This window comes from Plantactinospora sp. WMMB782, from assembly GCF_049179135.1.
In the GTDB taxonomy this organism is placed as follows: domain Bacteria; phylum Actinomycetota; class Actinomycetes; order Mycobacteriales; family Micromonosporaceae; genus Plantactinospora.
In genome coordinates, this window is the sequence record NZ_JBMHMC010000007.1 from 4,412,456 (window position 1) to 4,429,043 (window position 16,588).

Sequence of the window (16,588 nt, forward strand, 5' to 3'; positions counted from 1 at the left end):
CCTGGACGGAGGCAGGCGCGGAAGAGGAGACAGGCGCGGAGTGGGTCAGCGGAAACTGGCGTGCCGGGGACGAGCCCGGGAGGTACGCGAGGAACAGACGGCCTGCCGGGACAGCTCGCGAGCGCGTCCGGCGAGGCCGCTGGCCGGATGGGGCAGGCACTCGCCGAGCCCGGCCCGGTAGAGCCCGTGTGAGACCCGGCGGAGCGCCGCCGTCGCCAGCTCGTCCCGCAGGGCGCCACTCCGCAGCAGCGCCTCCGGTCCGAGTAGCCGCTCGACGGCGGCCACGGCGCCGTCGGTGTCGCCGTGGTCCAGTCGGGCCCGGATGTCGTCGAGGTCCTCGGGCTGCCGGTGTGCCCGGTCGATCATGTCCAGACACGGCAGCGGCGTTCCGGCCAGCGCGGCCAGCAGCTCCTCGCGACGGATCTCGGCGGGGTCGTGGTCCAGCGCGACAAGCGTCCCGTCCCGCAGGCCGATCCGGTGCCATCCGCCCCGGCACCGGACGAGCCGCTCCGGCGGGTCGCCGCCGCCAGCCGGTGGGCTCCCGGGGACCGGCCGAGCCGGCACGGGCACCGGATCGCGGGCCGGTGACGCACCGCGAACGGTGACGTCCTCGACCGGCTCGGTCGGCACGGTGCACCGGGAATGCCCCGGCGGGTCCGGGACGAGCGCGGCGGCGACGAGCGGGTGCAGTTGGTCGACCCGGATCAGCCCGGCCCGCAGCAGGGCCAGGTCGGGTAGTACCCAGGTCGCCGCGTCGGGCAGCACCGGCCGGGTCGACAGCCCACGGCCGCGTCGGCGCGCCGGCACCGCCCGGATCCGCAGCCGACCGGGATCGCCGTGCTGCTGCGGTGCCAGGTCCAGCAGCAGCCGGTGCCGGGAGCCGAGCCGGACGGCGACGGTGCTGCCGTCGGCCCCCTCCGCGTCCAGCAGCAAACGCGCCTCGGCGGCCCAGCGGGACACCGCGCAGTCGAACCCGCCCGGCAGGTCGGGCAGCAGACCGGCGGGGTCCACCGTGGCCGCCGGATCCGCCGGCTCCGGCGACATCGGCCAGCCTGCCGTGGTCGGCCAGGTCGGCGTGGCGGCCCGGCCTGTCGTGGTCGGCTGGTCGGTCGTGGTCGGCTGGGCTGCCGACGCCGCCCGGCCTGCCGACTCCGAGCGGCCTGTCGTGGTCGGCTGGTCGGTCGTGGTCGGCTGGGCTGCACCGGAGCGGACCCGCAGTTCTCCGGCCCGGCGTACGTCCCAGAGGTGCCGGTGCAGGTCGAGCCGGTACAGCCGGTCCGGACGGGGATGCGGATGCCGGCCGGACGCCGGGCACCGGCTCGGGTCCCAGAGCGCGAGGCTGATCCGCTGCCCCGCGTCCGCCCAACTCGGCGGGGTCCGGACCACCAGGTGCGGGGTACTGCCGTCCGGTGCGACGTACCGGGCCAGCGGGATGGTCAGGCCCGGTCGGAGCAGCCCGTCCGGTGCGACCCGGGGCAGGTGCCAGCGCAGCAGGTCAGGAGCGAGATGGGCGAGGTCGGTGCGGAGTTGGGCGGCCAGCTCGCGACCGTGGGTGCGGGCCACGGAGCGTGGTCGCAGTTCCACGTCGACGCGTGCGGCGGCACAGGCTCCGGCCCAGTCGCCGGAGGTACGACGGGCGGTCGCCAGTTCGATCACGGAAGGCGGCACCGCGAACTCGCGCACCCGCCGCCAGAAGGAGAGTCGGGAGTTCCCGTCCACGGTCGAGTGCATCAGCACTCACCTTGCGTGGACCGGACCCCCAATCTGCACAAGGAGGTAGTCATCGCCGAGCAGCCTACCGCCTGCCGCACCCGCGAGCCACCCCGCAGGATCGGTGGCGCACCGCCCGCCCGTCACACCGGCCGGGGCCGGCGGGTCATTACGGTGACCCCGGCGAGGAAGGACAGGTAACCCGGGTGGACGAGCACGAGTGGTTGACGGACCGGTTCGAGGAGCAGCGCGGCCGGTTGCGGGCGGTGGCGTACCGGATGCTCGGTTCGGTCACCGAGGCCGACGACGCGGTGCAGGAGGCGTGGCTGCGGGTCAGCCGGGCCGGCTCCGCCGGGGTGGAGAACCTGCCCGGCTGGTTGACCACGGTGGTGGCCCGGGTCTGCCTGAACGCGCTGCGGTCCCGCGAGACGCGCCGGGAGGCGCCGCTGGACGTACGGGTGCCGGACCCGATCGTCGACCCGGCGACGGGGACGGATCCGGAACACGAGGCGGTACTTGCCGACTCGGTCGGGTTGGCGCTGCTGGTGGTCCTGGAGACGCTGAACCCGGCCGAGCGGCTCGCCTTCGTGCTGCACGACCTGTTCGGGGTGCCGTTCGAGGAGATAGCCCCGATGCTCGACCGGACTCCGGCGGCGGCACGGCAGCTCGCCAGCCGGGCCCGCCGACGGGTACGCGGCCAGGCCCCGACCCCCGATCCCGACCTCGCCCGGCAGCGTGCGGTCGTCGACGCGTTCTTCGCCGCCTCCCGGGACGGCGACTTCGAGGCCCTGCTGGCCCTTCTCGACCCCGAGATCGTGCTCCGCTCCGACGGCGGTACGGCACGGCCGCGCCTGACCTTCGTGCTGAACGGCCCCCGGGCGGTCGCGGGACAGGCGCTCGCCTCCGGACGGCTCTCGCCGTTCGTCCGGCCGGCGCTGGTCAACGGCGCCGCCGGGGTGGTGGTGGCGGCGAACGGCCGGCCGCTGTTCGTGATGGCCTTCACCGTCGCGGACGACCGGATCGTCGCCGTCGACGTGCTCGCCGACCCCGACCGGCTGGCCCGGCTCGACCTCGGCGCGCTCGACCTATGAGCCGCCCGGAATCTGCTGAGCCGCTCGGAATCTGCCGAGCCGCCCGGAATCTGCTGAGCCGCTCGGAATCCACTGATCCGCCCGGCCGGTCGGTGGTCAGCCGTCGTCGTCGTTCAGGACGCTGCTGCACGACCGGATCCTCGCCAGCTGCAACCGTGCGGTGAGCGTCGGGCTGAGCGCCCGGCCGGCGAGTCGGGTCAGCACCCCGGGCGGCCGGTTGGTGATCTCACTCGCCGCGAGCCGGGAGATCCGGCGTACCCGGCGGCTGCGGGTCCGCTCGTACCGGCGCAGCGCGTCGACCGGGTCGTCCGGGGTCCGCAGTGCGCGGCGGAGCAGCCAGGCGTCCTCCAGCGCCTGGTTGGCGCCCTGGGCCTGGGACGGCGGGAACGCGTGCGCCGCGTCGCCGAGCAGGGTCGCCGGGCCGGTTCCCCAACGTGTCGGCACCCGGTGCAGCACGTGTGGGTACGCCTGCACGTCCGACCCGGACAGCCCGGCCAGCAGCTCGCCTACCGGTTCGGCGTACGAGGCGAACCGGTCGCGCAGCCACTCCAGCACGGGACGGTCCCGCGGAGCTGGTCCGGATACGTCGAACCACCACTGGAGCAGGCCGGACCCGGCCGGCATCAGCCCGCACAGTCCGGCGGGGCCGACCAGGCACCGGGCGTGCACGTCACCGGCGAGCCGGGGCAGTGCCCTGGTCAGCCCCTGCCAGCTCACCCAGCCGTTCCGGACGGCCGGAGACTCGTCCAGCACGGTGTGGCGTACCACCGACCGGTAGCCGTCGGCGCCGACCAGTACGTCTCCGGTCTCACCGGCCACGGTCACGCCGTCGGGCCGCACCTGGAGGTCGGCAACCGGGCAGCCGTACCGGACGGTATTCGGCGGCAGTGCCGCGGCGAACCGTTCGAGGATCGCGGCGCGCGGCACGGTGGCCACCCCGTAGCCGGTGTCACGGCGCAGCACCCGCAGGTCGGCGCGGGCGAAGGGGCGCCCGTCGGGAGTGCAGAACTCCAGCGTCTCGACGTCACCACCGAGCCCGTCCAGCGGTACGCCGAGGCCGGCGGCGGCGGCCGCGCCGTTGCTGAAGATCGTCACCGCCGCGCCGTCGGTGCGCGGTCCGGCGGACCGTTCGAGCACCCGGACCCGGTGTCCGTCGGCCACTAGACCGTTCGCCAGGGCCAGCCCGCCGACGCCGGCGCCGACGATCAACACCTGCATGACGAGACACCCGACACCTGTACGACACTCGGCACCTGCACGGCACACTCCGTTCACTACGATCGTTGTACTACGTATGTTGGCATAGTATCCGGGTGTGCCACCACCCAATCCCCGGCGCCGGGCCGAACTCGCCGACGCCGCCATCGCGCTGCTGGCCGAGACCGGGGTGCACGGAGTCACCCACCGCGCGGTCGAACGGCGGGCCGGTCTTCCCACCGGTACGGCGGTCAACTACTTCCGCAGCCGGGAGGCGCTGCTGGTCGCGGTGGCGGACCGGGTCGGCGAGCTGCATTACGCCGACATGGACGCGGCCGGATCGGCGTACCGGCCGACCTCGGCGGGCAGCCGCGAGGGTGCCGTGGACCTGATCGCCGGCTCGCTGTTCACCGCCGCCACCACCTACCGGGACCGGTACCTGGCGATCTTCGAACTCCGGCTGGAGAGTCTGCGCCGGCCGGCCCTCGCGGAGGCGCTGCGCGGGCTGCTGCAACGCTCGGTCGCGTTCACCACCGGGCACCACGCCGATCTCGGGCTGCGGATTCCGCCGGAGGCCGTGCCGACCCTCGTCACGCTCTACGGTGGCGCGCTCTTCACGCTGGTCAGCGGCCCGCCGGGGGAGGTCGGCCCCGAACAGGCCCGGGAGTTGGCCGCCGCGATCGTCCGGGCCGCGCTCGGCGACGCCTGACCGGAACTGCCGGGGTCAGCGGCGGTTGGCGGCCAGGAAGTCGGCAAGCACCCGGGTGTGGGTGTCGAAGGCCAGCTCCGCCGGCTCGGTGAGCACCAGCCACTCGGTGGACTCCTCGGTCGGTGCCGAGGCGGGCAGCGAGTCGACCGGCCGCGCCGGCAGTACGCCGAAGATCAGGATCGTGCCGCCGGCCGGTGCGCTGTGCACCGCGTACAGCTCCGCCGTGCCGGCCTCGGCGACCAGGCCGGTCTCCTCGCGGAGTTCCCGGACCAGCGCGTCGCGCCAGTCCTCGCCGTAGTCGATGAACCCGCCCGGCAGCGCCAGCAGCCCCCGGCCGGGTTCGATGTCGCGGCGCTGCACCACCACACCCACGCCCTGCCCGGTCAGCACCGGCAGGATCGCCAGCGCCACCGGGGCCGGGTTGCGCCAGGTGGTCCGGCCGCAGGACCCGCAGACCCGGGGCCAGGCGAGCACCGAGTAGGCGGTGCCACAGTACGAGCAGTGCGAGTGTGGGACACCGGTCACGGCGAGGAGGCTACCCGTCCCCGCCGCACCGGGACGACCGGCAGCCGGCGCGCGGGCGTTCTGGCAGCGGATATCGTGCGGGAAACGAGCGTGCGGGACGAGGTGTTTCTCCGGTGGGATGGCTGCGGCCCGTCGTGGACCGGCTGCGCCACGGCTGGGTACCGGTGGTCGAGGCGACGCTCGCCGCCACCGTCTCCTGGGCGGTCGCGGCGGCCCTGCTCGGCCACCCGCAGCCGTTCTTCGCCCCGGCGGCGGCACTGATCGTGCTGGGCCAGGCCCGGGGGCAGCGGATGCGCCGGGCCGTCGAGGTGGTGCTCGGGGTCGCCGCCGGAGTACTCGTCGCCGACCTCGTGGTGCAGGCTCTCGGCCGGACCACCTGGACGGTTCTCACCGTCGTACTGCTGACCGTCGGGCTCGCCACGGCGATCGGCGCGAGCAACGTCTCGGTGGTGCAGGCCACGGTCTCCGCCCTCTATCTGGTGGTGGTGCCGCCGACGACCGACTCGCTGGTGCCGTTCCGCTTCGTCGACGCCCTGATCGGCGGGGTGGTGGCACTGGCCGCGAGTCAGCTGGCCAGCGCCCGGCAGCCGCTCGCCCCGCTGCTGGCCGAGTCGCGGCAGACCTTCGCCGCGCTGGCCGGACTGCTCGTCGAGATCAGCGACGCGCTGGACCGGCGCGACGAGCCGGCGGCGCTCGCCGCACTCGCCCGGGCCCGCGGCCTGGACGCCGCGGTGGACCGGCTCCAGACGGCGGTACTGGCCGCCGGGGAGGCGCTGCGGCTGCACGTACGGCGGCACCGGCACATCGGCCGGGTACACGCGCTGCACGCGTCCAGCCGGCAGGTCGACTACGCGGTCCGCAACCTGCGGGTACTGGCCCGGGCCGGCGTGGCGTTGACCCGGCTGCCGGTGGCCAGCCCGCCGGAACTGCCCGAGGCGCTGCACTCGCTCGCCGAGGCGATGCGGTGCGCCGGCGAGGCGCTCGCCGCCGACCTGAGCGGGCAGGACGAGGCGGCCGACAGGTACGCCGAGCGGACCGACGCCGCCGCCCTGGCGGCGGTACGCAGCGCCGGGCGGCTGCTCACCCGGACGCCTCCGCTGCCGATCATCATGATCGTGGGCCAGATCCGGGCGACCGCGATCGATCTGCTCCGCGGGGTCGGCGCGGACGACGTCGCGGTGCTGAACCGGGTCGACGAGGTCCTGGGACTGCCGCCGCTGTAGACCCTGCTACCCGCGTCCGGGCCGCTGACGGTGGTCGGCTGGTCGGCTAGTCGGCGGCGGCGGGAGTGCGGCGCAGGGCGAGCAGGGCCACGTCGTCGACCGGCTGCTCGACGCCGATACTGGCCATGATCTTGCCGCAGGCCGTCTCCGCCGGTCCGGGCCGGATCGCCGCGCGCAGCCGATCCAGCCCGATGTCGATGAGCTCGTTCCGCCGCTCGACGAGACCGTCGGTGTAGCAGACCAGCAGGGCGCCGGGCGGGAACTCGACGGTGGTGCTCCGGCGGGCACTCGGACGCCCGGTGCCGAGCGGCAGGTCGATGGGGAGCGGCACCGTGTCGACCGGTTCGCCGGGCCGGGCCATCATCGGGGCCAGATGCCCGGCCAGCGAGATCCGCAGCTCCGTCCGATCGGGGCTGGTCAGCGCATAGAGCACGGTGGCCAGCTTGCCCGCCTCGAAGTGCTGGATCTTGCGGTCGAGCCGGGTGAGCGCGTCGGCGGGGTCGTCGCACTCCAGGGCGTACGCCCGCAGCGCACTGCGCAGCCGTCCCATCACCACGGCCGCCGGCAGGCCGTGCCCGGAGACGTCGCCGACGACGATGCCGAGCCAGCCGGAGGGGAGGGTGAAGACGTCGTACCAGTCGCCGCCGATCCCGGTGTGGTGCCCGGGGACGTACCGGGCGGCCATGTCGACGCCGACCGCCTCCGGTAGCCGGGTCGGCAGCAGGCTGCGTTGCAGGGCGAGGGCGGCGGTCCGGTCGATGCTGCCCGTCCGGGCCTGGCTGGCCAGGCTCGCCCGGTCGGCGACGAGTTGCAGCAGGCGGATGTCGTCGGCGCCGAACCGGCGTGGGGTGAGGGTGCCGACGTGCAGCACACCGACCAGCTCGGAGCCGGCGAACATGGGTACCCCGAGCATCGACCGGATGCCCTTCTCGTGCAGCAGCGGGTTGACCACCTCGGCCGGGGTGACCCGTTCCAGCACGACCGGCTGCCGGTCCTGGGCGATCCGGCCGGCGAACCCCCGGCCGACGGCTATCCGGAACCCCTGCCGGACCTCCTCCTCCAGCCCCTTCGCGGCGGTGGCCACGAGCTGCTGGGCGTGCTGGTCGAGCAGCAGGATCACGGCGGTGTCGACCCCGAGCAGTCCGCAGATCCGGGCCAGCAGTTCGTCGAGCAGGTCGCCGACTTCCAGCTGGGACAGCGCCGAGTCGGTCACCGCCTCGATCCGGCGCAGCCGCTCGTCGGCTCCGGGGTTGTCCGCCTCGATCACGCGGGCAAGCCTAGTCCCTGCCCGGTCGGGCGTGACGCTGGTCGGCGGGTGCTTCGGCACGGGTCGGACGCGGGCCGCCCGGACGCCGGCCATAACCGGAGAAAGGCCGCGATCGGCCCTGCCCGGCGTACGGATTCGGGCACTAGGATCGGCGGACGCGACCCCGGTCGCCGGTAGCCGTCCCGCCGTACGAGGGAGTTCCAATTGATCTTCATCGCCGCGAAGTTCCGAGTGCTCCCCGAGTACGCCGAGCGGTGGCCCGAGATCGCCGCCGACTTCACCCGGGCGACCCGGGCGGAGCCCGGCTGCCTCTGGTTCGAGTGGGCGCGTAGCGTCGAGGAGCCGACGGAGTACGTGCTGGTCGAGGCGTTCCGGGACGGCGACGCGGGTGCCGCGCACGTGGGGTCGGAGCACTTCCGGCAGGCGCAGCGGAGTCTGCCGGAGTACCTGGCCGAGACGCCGCGGATCGTCAACACCACCGTCCCGCAGGACGACTGGTCGATCCTCGGCGAGATGACGGTGCCCGAGCGGCGCTGAGACCTACCATCCGGGGCGGCGCCTGCGGGCAGCGCTCGCTCACCTGCCACCTGCTCCGGTCCGTGGCGTCCGTGGCCGTCTTCTCGCCGTGGGCCGGCGGGCTCGGCGGGCGGCTCGGCGACGCGGCCGCCTCGGCGGTGGCCCTCGGTGTCTGGCTGGGCTCCGTGCTGTTGGCCGAGTCCATGCCCCGGGCGGGACGGCGCGGTCCGGCCGAGGTGCTGCTCCGCCGGCTCAGCTACCGGCAGACTCCGCTGGCCACCCCCGGAGCACCGGTGCGGCGGTGACCGACGGTGGCCAGCACGCCCCCGCGCACCCGCCCGGCCGCCCAACCGCCCAACCGGCCGCCCAACCGCCCAACCGCCCGCCGGCGCGGCCGGGCGGCCGGGGGCACCGGGCCGGCGGTAGCGCGGAACCGACCGAACCGGGCCGACTACTATCGTGATCTCAGCGGCCTGTCGCTGGAGCGGGCACCCGGCGGCCAGGGACCGGGCTCGGCACGCGGCCAGCTCGTCGAGGCCCGACCGATGATCGAGGAGGCGCCACGGTGGCGGCCATAGAACGTACTCTTGTCCTGCTCAAGCCGGACGCGGTGGCGCGCGGGCTGACCGGACGCCTGGTGCAGCGCTTCGAGGACGCCGGCCTGAAGATCGTCGGCATCAAGATGAAGCAGCTGGACCCGGACTTCACCCGCCGGCACTACTTCGACCTGGAGGAGCGGTTCGGCAAGGGCGTCTACGACGCCACCGCCACCTACATGCAGCAGGGGCCGGTGGTGGCACTGCTGCTGGAGGGCGTCGAGGCGGTCGCGAACGTCCGCCGCATGATCGGCCCGACCTTCCCTGGGCAGGCGGCACCGGGCACCATCCGGGGCGACTTCGCGCACATGTCGAAGGCCTACGCCGAGGCGACCGGCAAGGCCATCGCCAACCTGGTGCACGCCTCCGGCAGCGTCGACGAGGCGAAGTACGAGTCCGAGCTGTGGTTCGGTGCCGACGAGCAGTTCGACTACCCCGGCCTCGCCGAGCGGTACGTCTTCTGACCCGCACCACCCCGGCGGCGGCGCGCTGACAAGTCCACGGCGGCCTGACGAGTCCACGGCGGCCTGACGAGTCCACGGCGGCCTGACGGGTCCACGGCGGCCGCCGAATCCGGCTCCGGCGGTCCGCGAAGACGGCGGTCCGGGCCCCGCACCCGACGGCGGCCCGGACCGGCCGGTTCCGGAGTTCCCGGTGTGGCGGCTCAGCCGGGGCTGGCCGACGACATCGTCCGGTGACTGCGCATCGCGTGTTCGAGCACGGCGATCAGCACCTGCTTGCCGGACTCCCGCTTCCGGGCGTCGCAGAGCATCACCGGTACGCCCGGGTCGAGGCTGAGCGCCTGGGTCACCTCTTCGAGTTGGTACTGCCGGGCACCCTCGAAGCAGTTGACCGCCACGATGAACGGTGTGCCGTGCTTCTCGAAGTAGTCGACCGAGGGGAAGCAGTCGGCGAGCCGGCGGGTGTCGGCGAGCACCACCGCACCGAGCGCGCCGAGCGCCAACTCGTCCCAGACGAACCAGAACCGGTCCTGCCCGGGTGTGCCGAAGAGATAGAGCACCAGGTCGTCGCTGATGCTGATCCGGCCGAAGTCCATCGCCACCGTGGTGGTGGTCTTCGCCTCCACCCCGGAGAGGTCGTCGACGCTGACCCCCTCCTCGGTGAGGACTTCCTCGGTCCGGAGTGGACGGGTCTCGCTGACCGCCCCGACCAGGGTGGTCTTGCCGACGCCGAAGCCTCCCGCGATCAGGATCTTGACGGCGGTCGGCAGCGGTTCGCCGGACGTTCCGGCGAGGTCGGCACCGTCAGAGTGCGCGTAGCCCATTTATCACCTGTTCGAAGATGCTGTCATCGGTTAGGACCGGTGCCGGTCGTGGTTCGAAGACCCGGACGAGCTGTCGTTCGAGCAGATCGCCGAGGAGTACCCGGATCGTGCCGAGCGGCAGGTCCAGATGTGCCGCGACCTCGGCGACCGAGAGCCGCCGCCGGCAGAGCGCGACGATCGCCAGGTGCTCCGGCCCGAGCCCGAAGTCCCGGGAGGCGAGCGCCCGCACCGTGCTGACCTGTGAGATCAGGTCGAACTTGCCGGTCACCGGCCGGGCGCGACCCCGGGTCACCGCGTAGGGCCGGACCACCGGCCCGGCCTGTTCGTCGACCCAGTGGACCTCGGGAGGCTCCTCGTACTCGGTCATGGTCCGGGGTCACTGCCGCGGGGTGGGGGCGTCGGGTGCCCTGCTGCTCGACGCGAGGTACTTGCCGGCCCGGGTCACCAGCATGGCCATCTCGTACGCGATCAGCCCGACGTCCGCGTCCTCCGAGGCGAGTACCGCGAGACAGGCGCCGTGCCCGGCCGCGGTGACGAACAGGAAAGCCGAGCGCATCTCGATGATGGTCTGCTGCACCGGCCCACCGCCGAACCGCTTGCCGGCCCCCCGGGCCAGGCTCTGCACCCCGGAGGCGACCGCGGCCAGGTGCTCCGCGTCGTCCCGGTCGAGCTCCCGCGACGAGGCCATCAACAGCCCGTCGACGGAGAGCAGGATGGCGTGCTGGGTCTGTTTCACCCGACCGACCAGGTCGTCGAGCAACCAGGTCAGGTCGAGGTTGGACGCTGTCTTCTGCACGGGTTGGTCCCTCTCTCTACCGGTGATCTCGCCGTCTCGCCAGACGGTGCGCGCTCAGGCCCCGGCCGGAGCCGGTCCGGTGCTGCCATCGTCGTCCGGCGGGCGCTCGGCGTCGGACCGTCCGCGCCGGGTGCCCGATTGATAGGCACTCATCATCCGGCGGATCTGTTCAGGGGTACGCGGAGTGGCTTCCTCCGCCGGTTCCGGCTCGGGCCGGTCGTTCCCGCCGCGCAGCGGCTGGGCGAGGCTCGCCTGCCGTACCCGGACCGGCAGCCCGGACGGGGTGAGCGAGGCCGACCCGCGCGCCGGACCCGACCCGGTCCCGGTCGAGGGGGAGCCGGCCGGTGTGCCGGCCGCGCCCGACCCCGCCGCGTCCGGCGGGACCGGCGGGTACTCCGGCAGCGGAGCCGGACGACCGGGCATGGACGAGCCGGGTGTGGACGAGCCGGGCATGGACGAGCCGGGCATGGACGAGCCGGGGCCCGGCGCCGTGACGGCGGAGCTCTGTGTTGGCGGGAGGTCCTGCGGCGGCCGGAGGCCATGCGGCGACGGGAAGTCCCGAAGCGGCGGGAAGTCCCGGGGTGGCGGTGCGAGGTCCGGCTTCGGCGGTGCGCCCGGGGGACGACCGGTCGGCCCGGGCAGGGCGCCGCCCTCGGAAGGTGCCGGGGGCATCCGGTCGGCGGTCCGCTGCGACTCCGCTGCCGCCCCGGGCCCCCGGTCCGACAGCCGCCCCGACTCCGTTCCCACGGTTCGGAGTGACTCCAGTTCCGGCAACCGGCCGAGTTCCTGGCCCGACGGCCGGCGTACGGTGCCGCCGACCCCACTCGCCGCCAGTCGCTCGACAGGTGCCGGGCCGGTGAACTGGTCGCCGTCCCCGCTGCGGTCGGTGACCAGGCTCGGCGGGATCAGTGCCACCGCCGTGGTGCCGCCGTACGGCGACTCCTTCAGCCGCACCCGTACGCCGTGCCGCTCGGCGAGCCGGCTGACCACGTAGAGGCCGAGCTGGGCGGCACCGCCGGTGAGGGCGAACTCGTGCTGGGTGGCGATCCGCTCGTTGGCGGCGGCCCGGTCCTCGGCGTTCATCCCGAGGCCCCGGTCCTCGATCTCCACGGCGTAGCCGTTCGCCACGAGTTGACCGCTGACCTGCACCGCGGTGTGCGGGGGTGAGAAGGAGAGCGCGTTCTCCACCAGCTCGGCGATCAGGTGGATCACGTCGCCGACCGCCCGGCCGGCGAGCTCCACCTCACCGGCCGGCAGTACGGTGACCCGGGCGTAGTCCTCCACCTCGGCCACCGCGCCGCGGAGCACGTCGATCATCGGGACGTTCCGCCGCCACGCCCGGCCCGGCGTGGAGCCGGAGAGCACGATCAGGTTCTCGGCGTTGCGCCGCATCCGGGTGGCGAGGTGGTCCACCCGGAACAGGTCCTCCAACTCCTCCGGATCGTTCTCCCGGCGCTCCATCGTGTCCAGCAGGGTGAGCTGCCGGTGGATCAGCGCCTGGGTGCGCCGGGCCAGGCTGAGGAAGATGTCCCGGACGCTGCGGCGCAGCTCGGCCTGCTCCACCGCGGTCCGTACGGCGGTCTCCTGGGCCACGTTGAAGGCCTGGGCGACCTGTCCGATCTCGTCCGGACCGGCCCGCAGCGGCGGTGCCTCCGCCCGGACGTCGACCGTCTCGCCCCGGCCGAGCCGGCCGACCAGTTCCGGCAGGCGCTCGTCGGCGAGCTTCAGGGCCGCCGTGCGCAGCTGTTCGAGTTGGCGCACCATCGACCGGGCGGTGTTCACCGAGATGACGACGGCGACCAGGCCGAGGATGGCCATGATCAGGACTCGTACGATGGTTCCGATGGCGCCGGGGGTGGCCGCCCTGACCACCTCGTCGCCGCCGGCGACCTGCAACCGGAGCAGTTCCTGTAGACCGGGGTCGATGGTGCCGCGCCACTCCTCGGCCGAGACCGCCGGGCGGCCGTTCGGTCGTCCGTTCGCGACGATCCGGTCCTCTGCGGCGCGCAGCCGGGCCAGCGGGCCCTGCTGGAGCGCCTGCCGGTAGCGGTCCTGGTCGGCCCGGGGGAGTTCGGCCATCGCCTCGTCCGCGATCAGCCGCTCGGTGCCGATCAGCTGGATCACCCGGGCGTGCTCGGCCGGGCTGATCCGGTTGGCGGCGTACGCGCCGGAGAGCAGCGCGTCGACCTGGGAGGCCAGTTCCCGTGACTTGGTGAACCGGATCAGGTTCTCCACCCGGCGGTCGATGTCACCGGCGTCCAGGTTGCCCAGCGAACCGTAGATCCGGAAGATCGTTTCGATCGCCTCCGTGAACGCCGCCGCCGCGGACAGCCGGTCGATCCGGCGGGCGTCGACCGCCTCCCGGACGGCGGCGAGCCCGTCGAGCCGGGCCAGCGCCTCGGCGACCCGCCGCTCCAACTCCGGCCGGGCCGCGAGTTCGGCGAACCAGTGCCGCGCGTCGGCCCGGAAGATCGCCACATCCGCGAGCACCTTGCGGCGCTCGGTCTCCAGCTGCTCCCGGCTCGGGGCTTCCGGTGCGCCGAGGTAGCGCAGGGAGAGCCGCCGTTCGTTCTGCAGGTTGAGGACCAGCGGCTCGGTCGGGGCGTACACCTGGGCCTCGAGGGTCTGCACCCAGACCAGGTTCAAGCCGTCCCGCAGGGTGACCCAGGCGCCGAACGCCCAGAGCAGGGTCAGGGTGACCAGCAGGGCGACAACCTTGGTACGCAGGCGCGAAGCACGAAAGCCCATTACACCGTCCCGTGCCGGTCGAAGGCCGATTGATCGATCACTCGCCATGTTTCTGGCGTCGCGGGCGCCCTTGGTCGCAGCCGCGATCTTCGAGTACCCGGCGCACGCTAGCAGCGCCCGGTGTGATGCCTCAACCCCCGGTTTGAACGAAGATCACCTTTTTGGCCCCTCCCGGGCGGTTGGCCTGCTGATCAGAGCCGGGCGGCGCATCCACCCGCCCGGGTACGTCCACTGCGGCCGGTCCCGGTGCCGGGACGCGCGGGGCACGGACGGGGCCGGTTGGCATTGATAGCCTTCGTTGAGATTGGGTTGTCCGGACCGGCCTGTCGGGCCGGAGGTTCGATCGGGGGCGGGTGGATGCTCGACCAGCGGCTGCACCATCACCTGGTGACCTGGCTGGGCCAGTGGCCGGCGGGCGGGGCGCTGGACGTGGTCGGCTCCGAGCGCCGGGTCCAGCCGGGCTGGGACGGCGAGCCGCATCCGGTCGTCGCGGTGGGCAGTCCGCTCGGGGTCGTCCTCTCGGTGCCGCCGGACCGGGCCGTCGCGGTACGCGCGCTCGGCCCCCGGTCGATGGCGGCGCTGCTGGCCGAACTGCCCGCCGTGGTCGGTCTGCCCGGCTGGGTCGGCTACCGGGCGGTGTTCCGGCACACGCTCGCTCCGACGCCGCTGCCGGACCACGGGGAGTGGGTCGACGCGGCGGATCCGGTGGTGCCGCGCTGGCTGCGCCCGTTCGGCGGCGAGGTGCTGGTGGCGCGGGACTCCGACGGCGGTTACCTCGCCGGAGCGGGCATCAAGCGGCACGACGGCTACGGGCACGAGATCGCCGTCGGCACCGAACCGGCGGGCCGGGGCCGGGGGCTGGCCCGCCGGCTGGTGGCACAGGCGGCCCGGCGGGTGCTGGACGAGGGGGCCGTGCCGACGTACCTGCACGATCCCGGCAACGTCGCGTCGGCCCGGGTCGCCGAGGCCGCCGGCTTCGCCGACCGTGGCTGGTCCGCCTACGGGCTGGAGCGGGTGGACCGGCCGCCGGCCCCGTGAACCAGGCCCCGTGAACCAGGCCCCGTGAACCCACGTCCGTCCGAAGGGGACGGTCGCGGTCGGCCGCACGGACCGTGGACCCGCGCCCGGGGTCCACGGTCCGCGGCTCTCCCAGGCCGAGGTCCCGTCCAGTGGGTGGCACCGTCGGTGGTGCAGATAACGCTACGTAGCCGCGCCGATCGCGACAAGACTTCGGTGGACCTGTCCGAAGTGCCCGTTCGGCGGATCCGCCCTGGTGGGGATCAAGATATGTGCGGTATGCGCCCGGTCGGCACCCCGCCCGCCGGTGACGGTCGGTACGGGCCACCCCCGCCGTCGCCGTCGCAGTCGTCGTGGCCGTCTCAGGCGGTGGCGGTGGCGGTGAGCCGGAGGGCCTCGGCGGCGGCCCGGCCGTTGGCGTGGCTGGCGCCGTACGTGGTGACGAAGGCGCGTACGCCGGCCGGGCGCCAGCCGGAGGGCCAGCCCATCTCGACAACTGTCACCGGATGGCTGCCGGCCAGCGCCTCGACCAGCTCGGGGCCGCCCGGCAGCCGGTGCAGGTGCCGGCCGACCAGCACGATCGGCCGGCCGGCGGCCCGTTGCCGCAGCGCCTCCGGGTCGGTCTCGGTGGCGACCACCCGCAGCTGCTCGGCGCCGTCCAGGTGCGGCCCGAGCCCCCACGGCACCCGGCCCTCCGCGATCGTGGCGGTGGAGAAGAGCTGCACCACGAGCGGTACGCCCAGCCCGTCGAGGCTGCCCTCGACCCGGACGGCTCGGCGCGCGGCGGCGTACCCGAGGTCTGTTCCGGCGGCCCGGACCGGGGCGGCGGCCCGGGTCCAGGCGGCGAGTGCGGCGGTCCGCCCGGCGGCCTGCTCGACCCGGGCGAGGTCGAGCCGGCCGTCGCGCAGCGCGGCGGTGACCTCGGCGACCACCAGCTCGACGAGTTCGGCGTCGACCTGGGCGCCGATGCAGAGCAGGTCGGCTCCGGCGGCGAGTGCCCGGACCGCACCCGGCCCGACGCCACCGGCGGCCACCGCCGCGCCCCGCATCTCCAGCGCGTCGGTGAGCACCGTGCCGGTGAAGCCGTATTCGCAGCGGAGCAGGTCGCCCAGCACGGCGGGGCTGAACGTGGCCGGGGCGTCGCCGGTGAGCGCGGGTACCCGGATGTGCGCGGTCATGATCGCCTTGACGTCCGCCGCGATCACCGCCGCGAAGGGCGGCAGGTCGCGATCCCTGAGCAACGCCACGGGTACGTCCACAGTGGGCAGTTCGAGGTGCGAGTCCGCGACGGTGGCGCCGTGTCCGGGGAAGTGCTTGGCACAGGCGGCCACCCCGGCCGACTGGAGCCCGGTGACCGCGGCGCCGGCGTGCCCGGCGACCCGGGTCGGGTCGGCGCCGAACGCCCGGGTGCCGATGATCGGGTTGTCGTCGGCGGTGTTGACGTCCACGGTCGGTGCGAGGTCGAGGTTGACCCCGACCGCCGCCAGGTCGTTGCCGATCGCGTGGTAGACCCGCTCGGTCAGCCCGACGTCGTGCACCGCGCCGAGCGCGGCGTTGCCCGGGTAGGGGCTGCCGGTGGCGTGCGCCAGCCGGGTGACGTCGCCGCCCTCCTCGTCGATCGCGATCAGTACGTCCGGCCGGGCCGCCCGCAGCGCGGCGGTGGCCTCGGCGAGCTGGTCGGGATGCTCGACGTTCCGGCCGAACAGGGTGTGTCCGGCCAGTCCCTCGGCGACCAGGTCCAGTGCCCAGTCGGGCGGGCTGGTGCCCGGGAAGGCGGCGAGCAGCGTACCCAGCACCAGCCGGCGTACTCCTGGATCGGTCGGCACGTTCCTCCCCCTTCGGCCCTTCCCCGGCTCCGAGTGTCGCACCGGGGTGGGCCGTCTCGTGGCCAAGCGGTACCGGATCGGC

The 16,588-nt window shown here is 74.1% G+C and carries 16 protein-coding genes; 7 read left to right on the top strand and 9 right to left on the bottom strand.

The features are described from left to right. Nucleotides 1–45 precede the first annotated feature (45 nt). Nucleotides 46–1,731, bottom strand: a complete 1,686-nt coding sequence (locus tag ACN28A_RS22055) for a hypothetical protein (RefSeq protein ID WP_421397564.1) — start codon at nucleotides 1,729–1,731, stop codon at nucleotides 46–48. 185 nt (nucleotides 1,732–1,916) lie between these two features. On the opposite strand from ACN28A_RS22055, the gene sigJ reads away from it, so the two are divergent. Continuing rightward, complete coding sequence (gene sigJ / locus ACN28A_RS22060; RefSeq protein WP_421397565.1) at nucleotides 1,917–2,801, top strand: RNA polymerase sigma factor SigJ; 885 nt, start codon at nucleotides 1,917–1,919, stop codon at nucleotides 2,799–2,801. 96 nt (nucleotides 2,802–2,897) lie between these two features. Here the strand turns inward: sigJ and ACN28A_RS22065 are convergent, their stop codons facing one another. Next, a complete protein-coding gene (locus ACN28A_RS22065; protein ID WP_421397566.1) occupies nucleotides 2,898–4,019 on the bottom strand; it encodes an FAD-dependent monooxygenase in 1,122 nt (373 codons plus the stop codon). Between the two features lie 97 nt (nucleotides 4,020–4,116). On the opposite strand from ACN28A_RS22065, the gene ACN28A_RS22070 reads away from it, so the two are divergent. Beyond that, on the top strand, nucleotides 4,117–4,707 hold the full coding sequence (locus ACN28A_RS22070; RefSeq protein WP_421397567.1) for a TetR/AcrR family transcriptional regulator: 591 nt from the start codon (nucleotides 4,117–4,119) through the stop codon (nucleotides 4,705–4,707). A gap of 15 nt (nucleotides 4,708–4,722) precedes the next feature. Here the strand turns inward: ACN28A_RS22070 and ACN28A_RS22075 are convergent, their stop codons facing one another. Continuing rightward, nucleotides 4,723–5,232, bottom strand: coding sequence for an NUDIX domain-containing protein (locus ACN28A_RS22075; protein WP_421397569.1), 510 nt, complete (start codon nucleotides 5,230–5,232; stop codon nucleotides 4,723–4,725). Between the two features lie 113 nt (nucleotides 5,233–5,345). Here ACN28A_RS22075 and ACN28A_RS22080 point away from each other — a divergent pair, with 113 nt between their 5' ends. Then, the gene (locus tag ACN28A_RS22080) at nucleotides 5,346–6,455 is read left to right on the top strand and encodes an FUSC family protein (protein WP_421397570.1); all 1,110 of its coding nucleotides are present in this window, start codon (nucleotides 5,346–5,348) and stop codon (nucleotides 6,453–6,455) included. A 46-nt stretch (nucleotides 6,456–6,501) separates the two neighbouring features. On the opposite strand, the gene ACN28A_RS22085 is transcribed toward ACN28A_RS22080, so the two are convergent. After that, nucleotides 6,502–7,722 carry a PP2C family protein-serine/threonine phosphatase gene (locus ACN28A_RS22085; protein ID WP_421397572.1) on the bottom strand — a complete coding sequence of 407 codons (1,221 nt, stop codon included), beginning with the start codon at nucleotides 7,720–7,722 and terminating at the stop codon, nucleotides 6,502–6,504. 204 nt (nucleotides 7,723–7,926) lie between these two features. Here ACN28A_RS22085 and ACN28A_RS22090 point away from each other — a divergent pair, with 204 nt between their 5' ends. From ACN28A_RS22090 to ACN28A_RS22100, 3 genes are all read left to right on the top strand, one after another. After that, the gene (locus tag ACN28A_RS22090; RefSeq protein WP_421397573.1) at nucleotides 7,927–8,259 is read left to right on the top strand and encodes a putative quinol monooxygenase; all 333 of its coding nucleotides are present in this window, start codon (nucleotides 7,927–7,929) and stop codon (nucleotides 8,257–8,259) included. Nucleotides 8,260–8,267: 8 nt separating this feature from the next. Next, nucleotides 8,268–8,543, top strand: a complete 276-nt coding sequence (locus ACN28A_RS22095; RefSeq protein ID WP_421404567.1) for a DUF418 domain-containing protein — start codon at nucleotides 8,268–8,270, stop codon at nucleotides 8,541–8,543. 260 nt (nucleotides 8,544–8,803) lie between these two features. Continuing rightward, nucleotides 8,804–9,298: a nucleoside-diphosphate kinase gene (locus ACN28A_RS22100; RefSeq protein ID WP_421397575.1), complete on the top strand. Its 495-nt coding sequence runs from the start codon at nucleotides 8,804–8,806 to the stop codon at nucleotides 9,296–9,298. A gap of 200 nt (nucleotides 9,299–9,498) precedes the next feature. On the opposite strand, the gene ACN28A_RS22105 is transcribed toward ACN28A_RS22100, so the two are convergent. Genes ACN28A_RS22105 through ACN28A_RS22120 form a run of 4 tightly spaced genes read right to left on the bottom strand, consistent with a single transcriptional unit; the run spans nucleotide 9,499 to nucleotide 13,663 of the window. Next, complete coding sequence (locus ACN28A_RS22105) at nucleotides 9,499–10,119, bottom strand: GTP-binding protein (RefSeq protein ID WP_421397576.1); 621 nt, start codon at nucleotides 10,117–10,119, stop codon at nucleotides 9,499–9,501. Then, nucleotides 10,100–10,486: a DUF742 domain-containing protein gene (locus ACN28A_RS22110; RefSeq protein ID WP_421397578.1), complete on the bottom strand. Its 387-nt coding sequence runs from the start codon at nucleotides 10,484–10,486 to the stop codon at nucleotides 10,100–10,102. The genes ACN28A_RS22105 and ACN28A_RS22110 overlap by 20 nt, the downstream gene beginning before the upstream one ends. Before the next feature lie 9 nt (nucleotides 10,487–10,495). Beyond that, a complete protein-coding gene (locus tag ACN28A_RS22115; RefSeq protein ID WP_421397580.1) occupies nucleotides 10,496–10,915 on the bottom strand; it encodes a roadblock/LC7 domain-containing protein in 420 nt (139 codons plus the stop codon). 54 nt (nucleotides 10,916–10,969) lie between these two features. After that, nucleotides 10,970–13,663, bottom strand: coding sequence for a nitrate- and nitrite sensing domain-containing protein (locus ACN28A_RS22120; protein ID WP_421397581.1), 2,694 nt, complete (start codon nucleotides 13,661–13,663; stop codon nucleotides 10,970–10,972). Nucleotides 13,664–14,020: 357 nt separating this feature from the next. On the opposite strand from ACN28A_RS22120, the gene ACN28A_RS22125 reads away from it, so the two are divergent. Then, nucleotides 14,021–14,701: a GNAT family N-acetyltransferase gene (locus ACN28A_RS22125; protein WP_421397582.1), complete on the top strand. Its 681-nt coding sequence runs from the start codon at nucleotides 14,021–14,023 to the stop codon at nucleotides 14,699–14,701. 341 nt (nucleotides 14,702–15,042) lie between these two features. Here ACN28A_RS22125 and ACN28A_RS22130 read toward each other — a convergent pair whose 3' ends face one another. Beyond that, nucleotides 15,043–16,506 carry a glycoside hydrolase family 3 protein gene (locus ACN28A_RS22130; protein ID WP_421397583.1) on the bottom strand — a complete coding sequence of 488 codons (1,464 nt, stop codon included), beginning with the start codon at nucleotides 16,504–16,506 and terminating at the stop codon, nucleotides 15,043–15,045. Nucleotides 16,507–16,588 lie beyond the last annotated feature (82 nt).

Coding starts and splice junctions, on each gene's coding strand:
- ACN28A_RS22055 (WP_421397564.1), bottom strand. CDS start 1,731: ATGCACTCGACCGTGGACGGGAACTCCCGACTCTCCTTCTGGCGGCGG.
- ACN28A_RS22065 (WP_421397566.1), bottom strand. CDS start 4,019: ATGCAGGTGTTGATCGTCGGCGCCGGCGTCGGCGGGCTGGCCCTGGCG.
- ACN28A_RS22105 (WP_421397576.1), bottom strand. CDS start 10,119: ATGGGCTACGCGCACTCTGACGGTGCCGACCTCGCCGGAACGTCCGGC.
- ACN28A_RS22110 (WP_421397578.1), bottom strand. CDS start 10,486: ATGACCGAGTACGAGGAGCCTCCCGAGGTCCACTGGGTCGACGAACAG.
- ACN28A_RS22120 (WP_421397581.1), bottom strand. CDS start 13,663: ATGGGCTTTCGTGCTTCGCGCCTGCGTACCAAGGTTGTCGCCCTGCTG.
- ACN28A_RS22125 (WP_421397582.1), top strand. CDS start 14,021: ATGCTCGACCAGCGGCTGCACCATCACCTGGTGACCTGGCTGGGCCAG.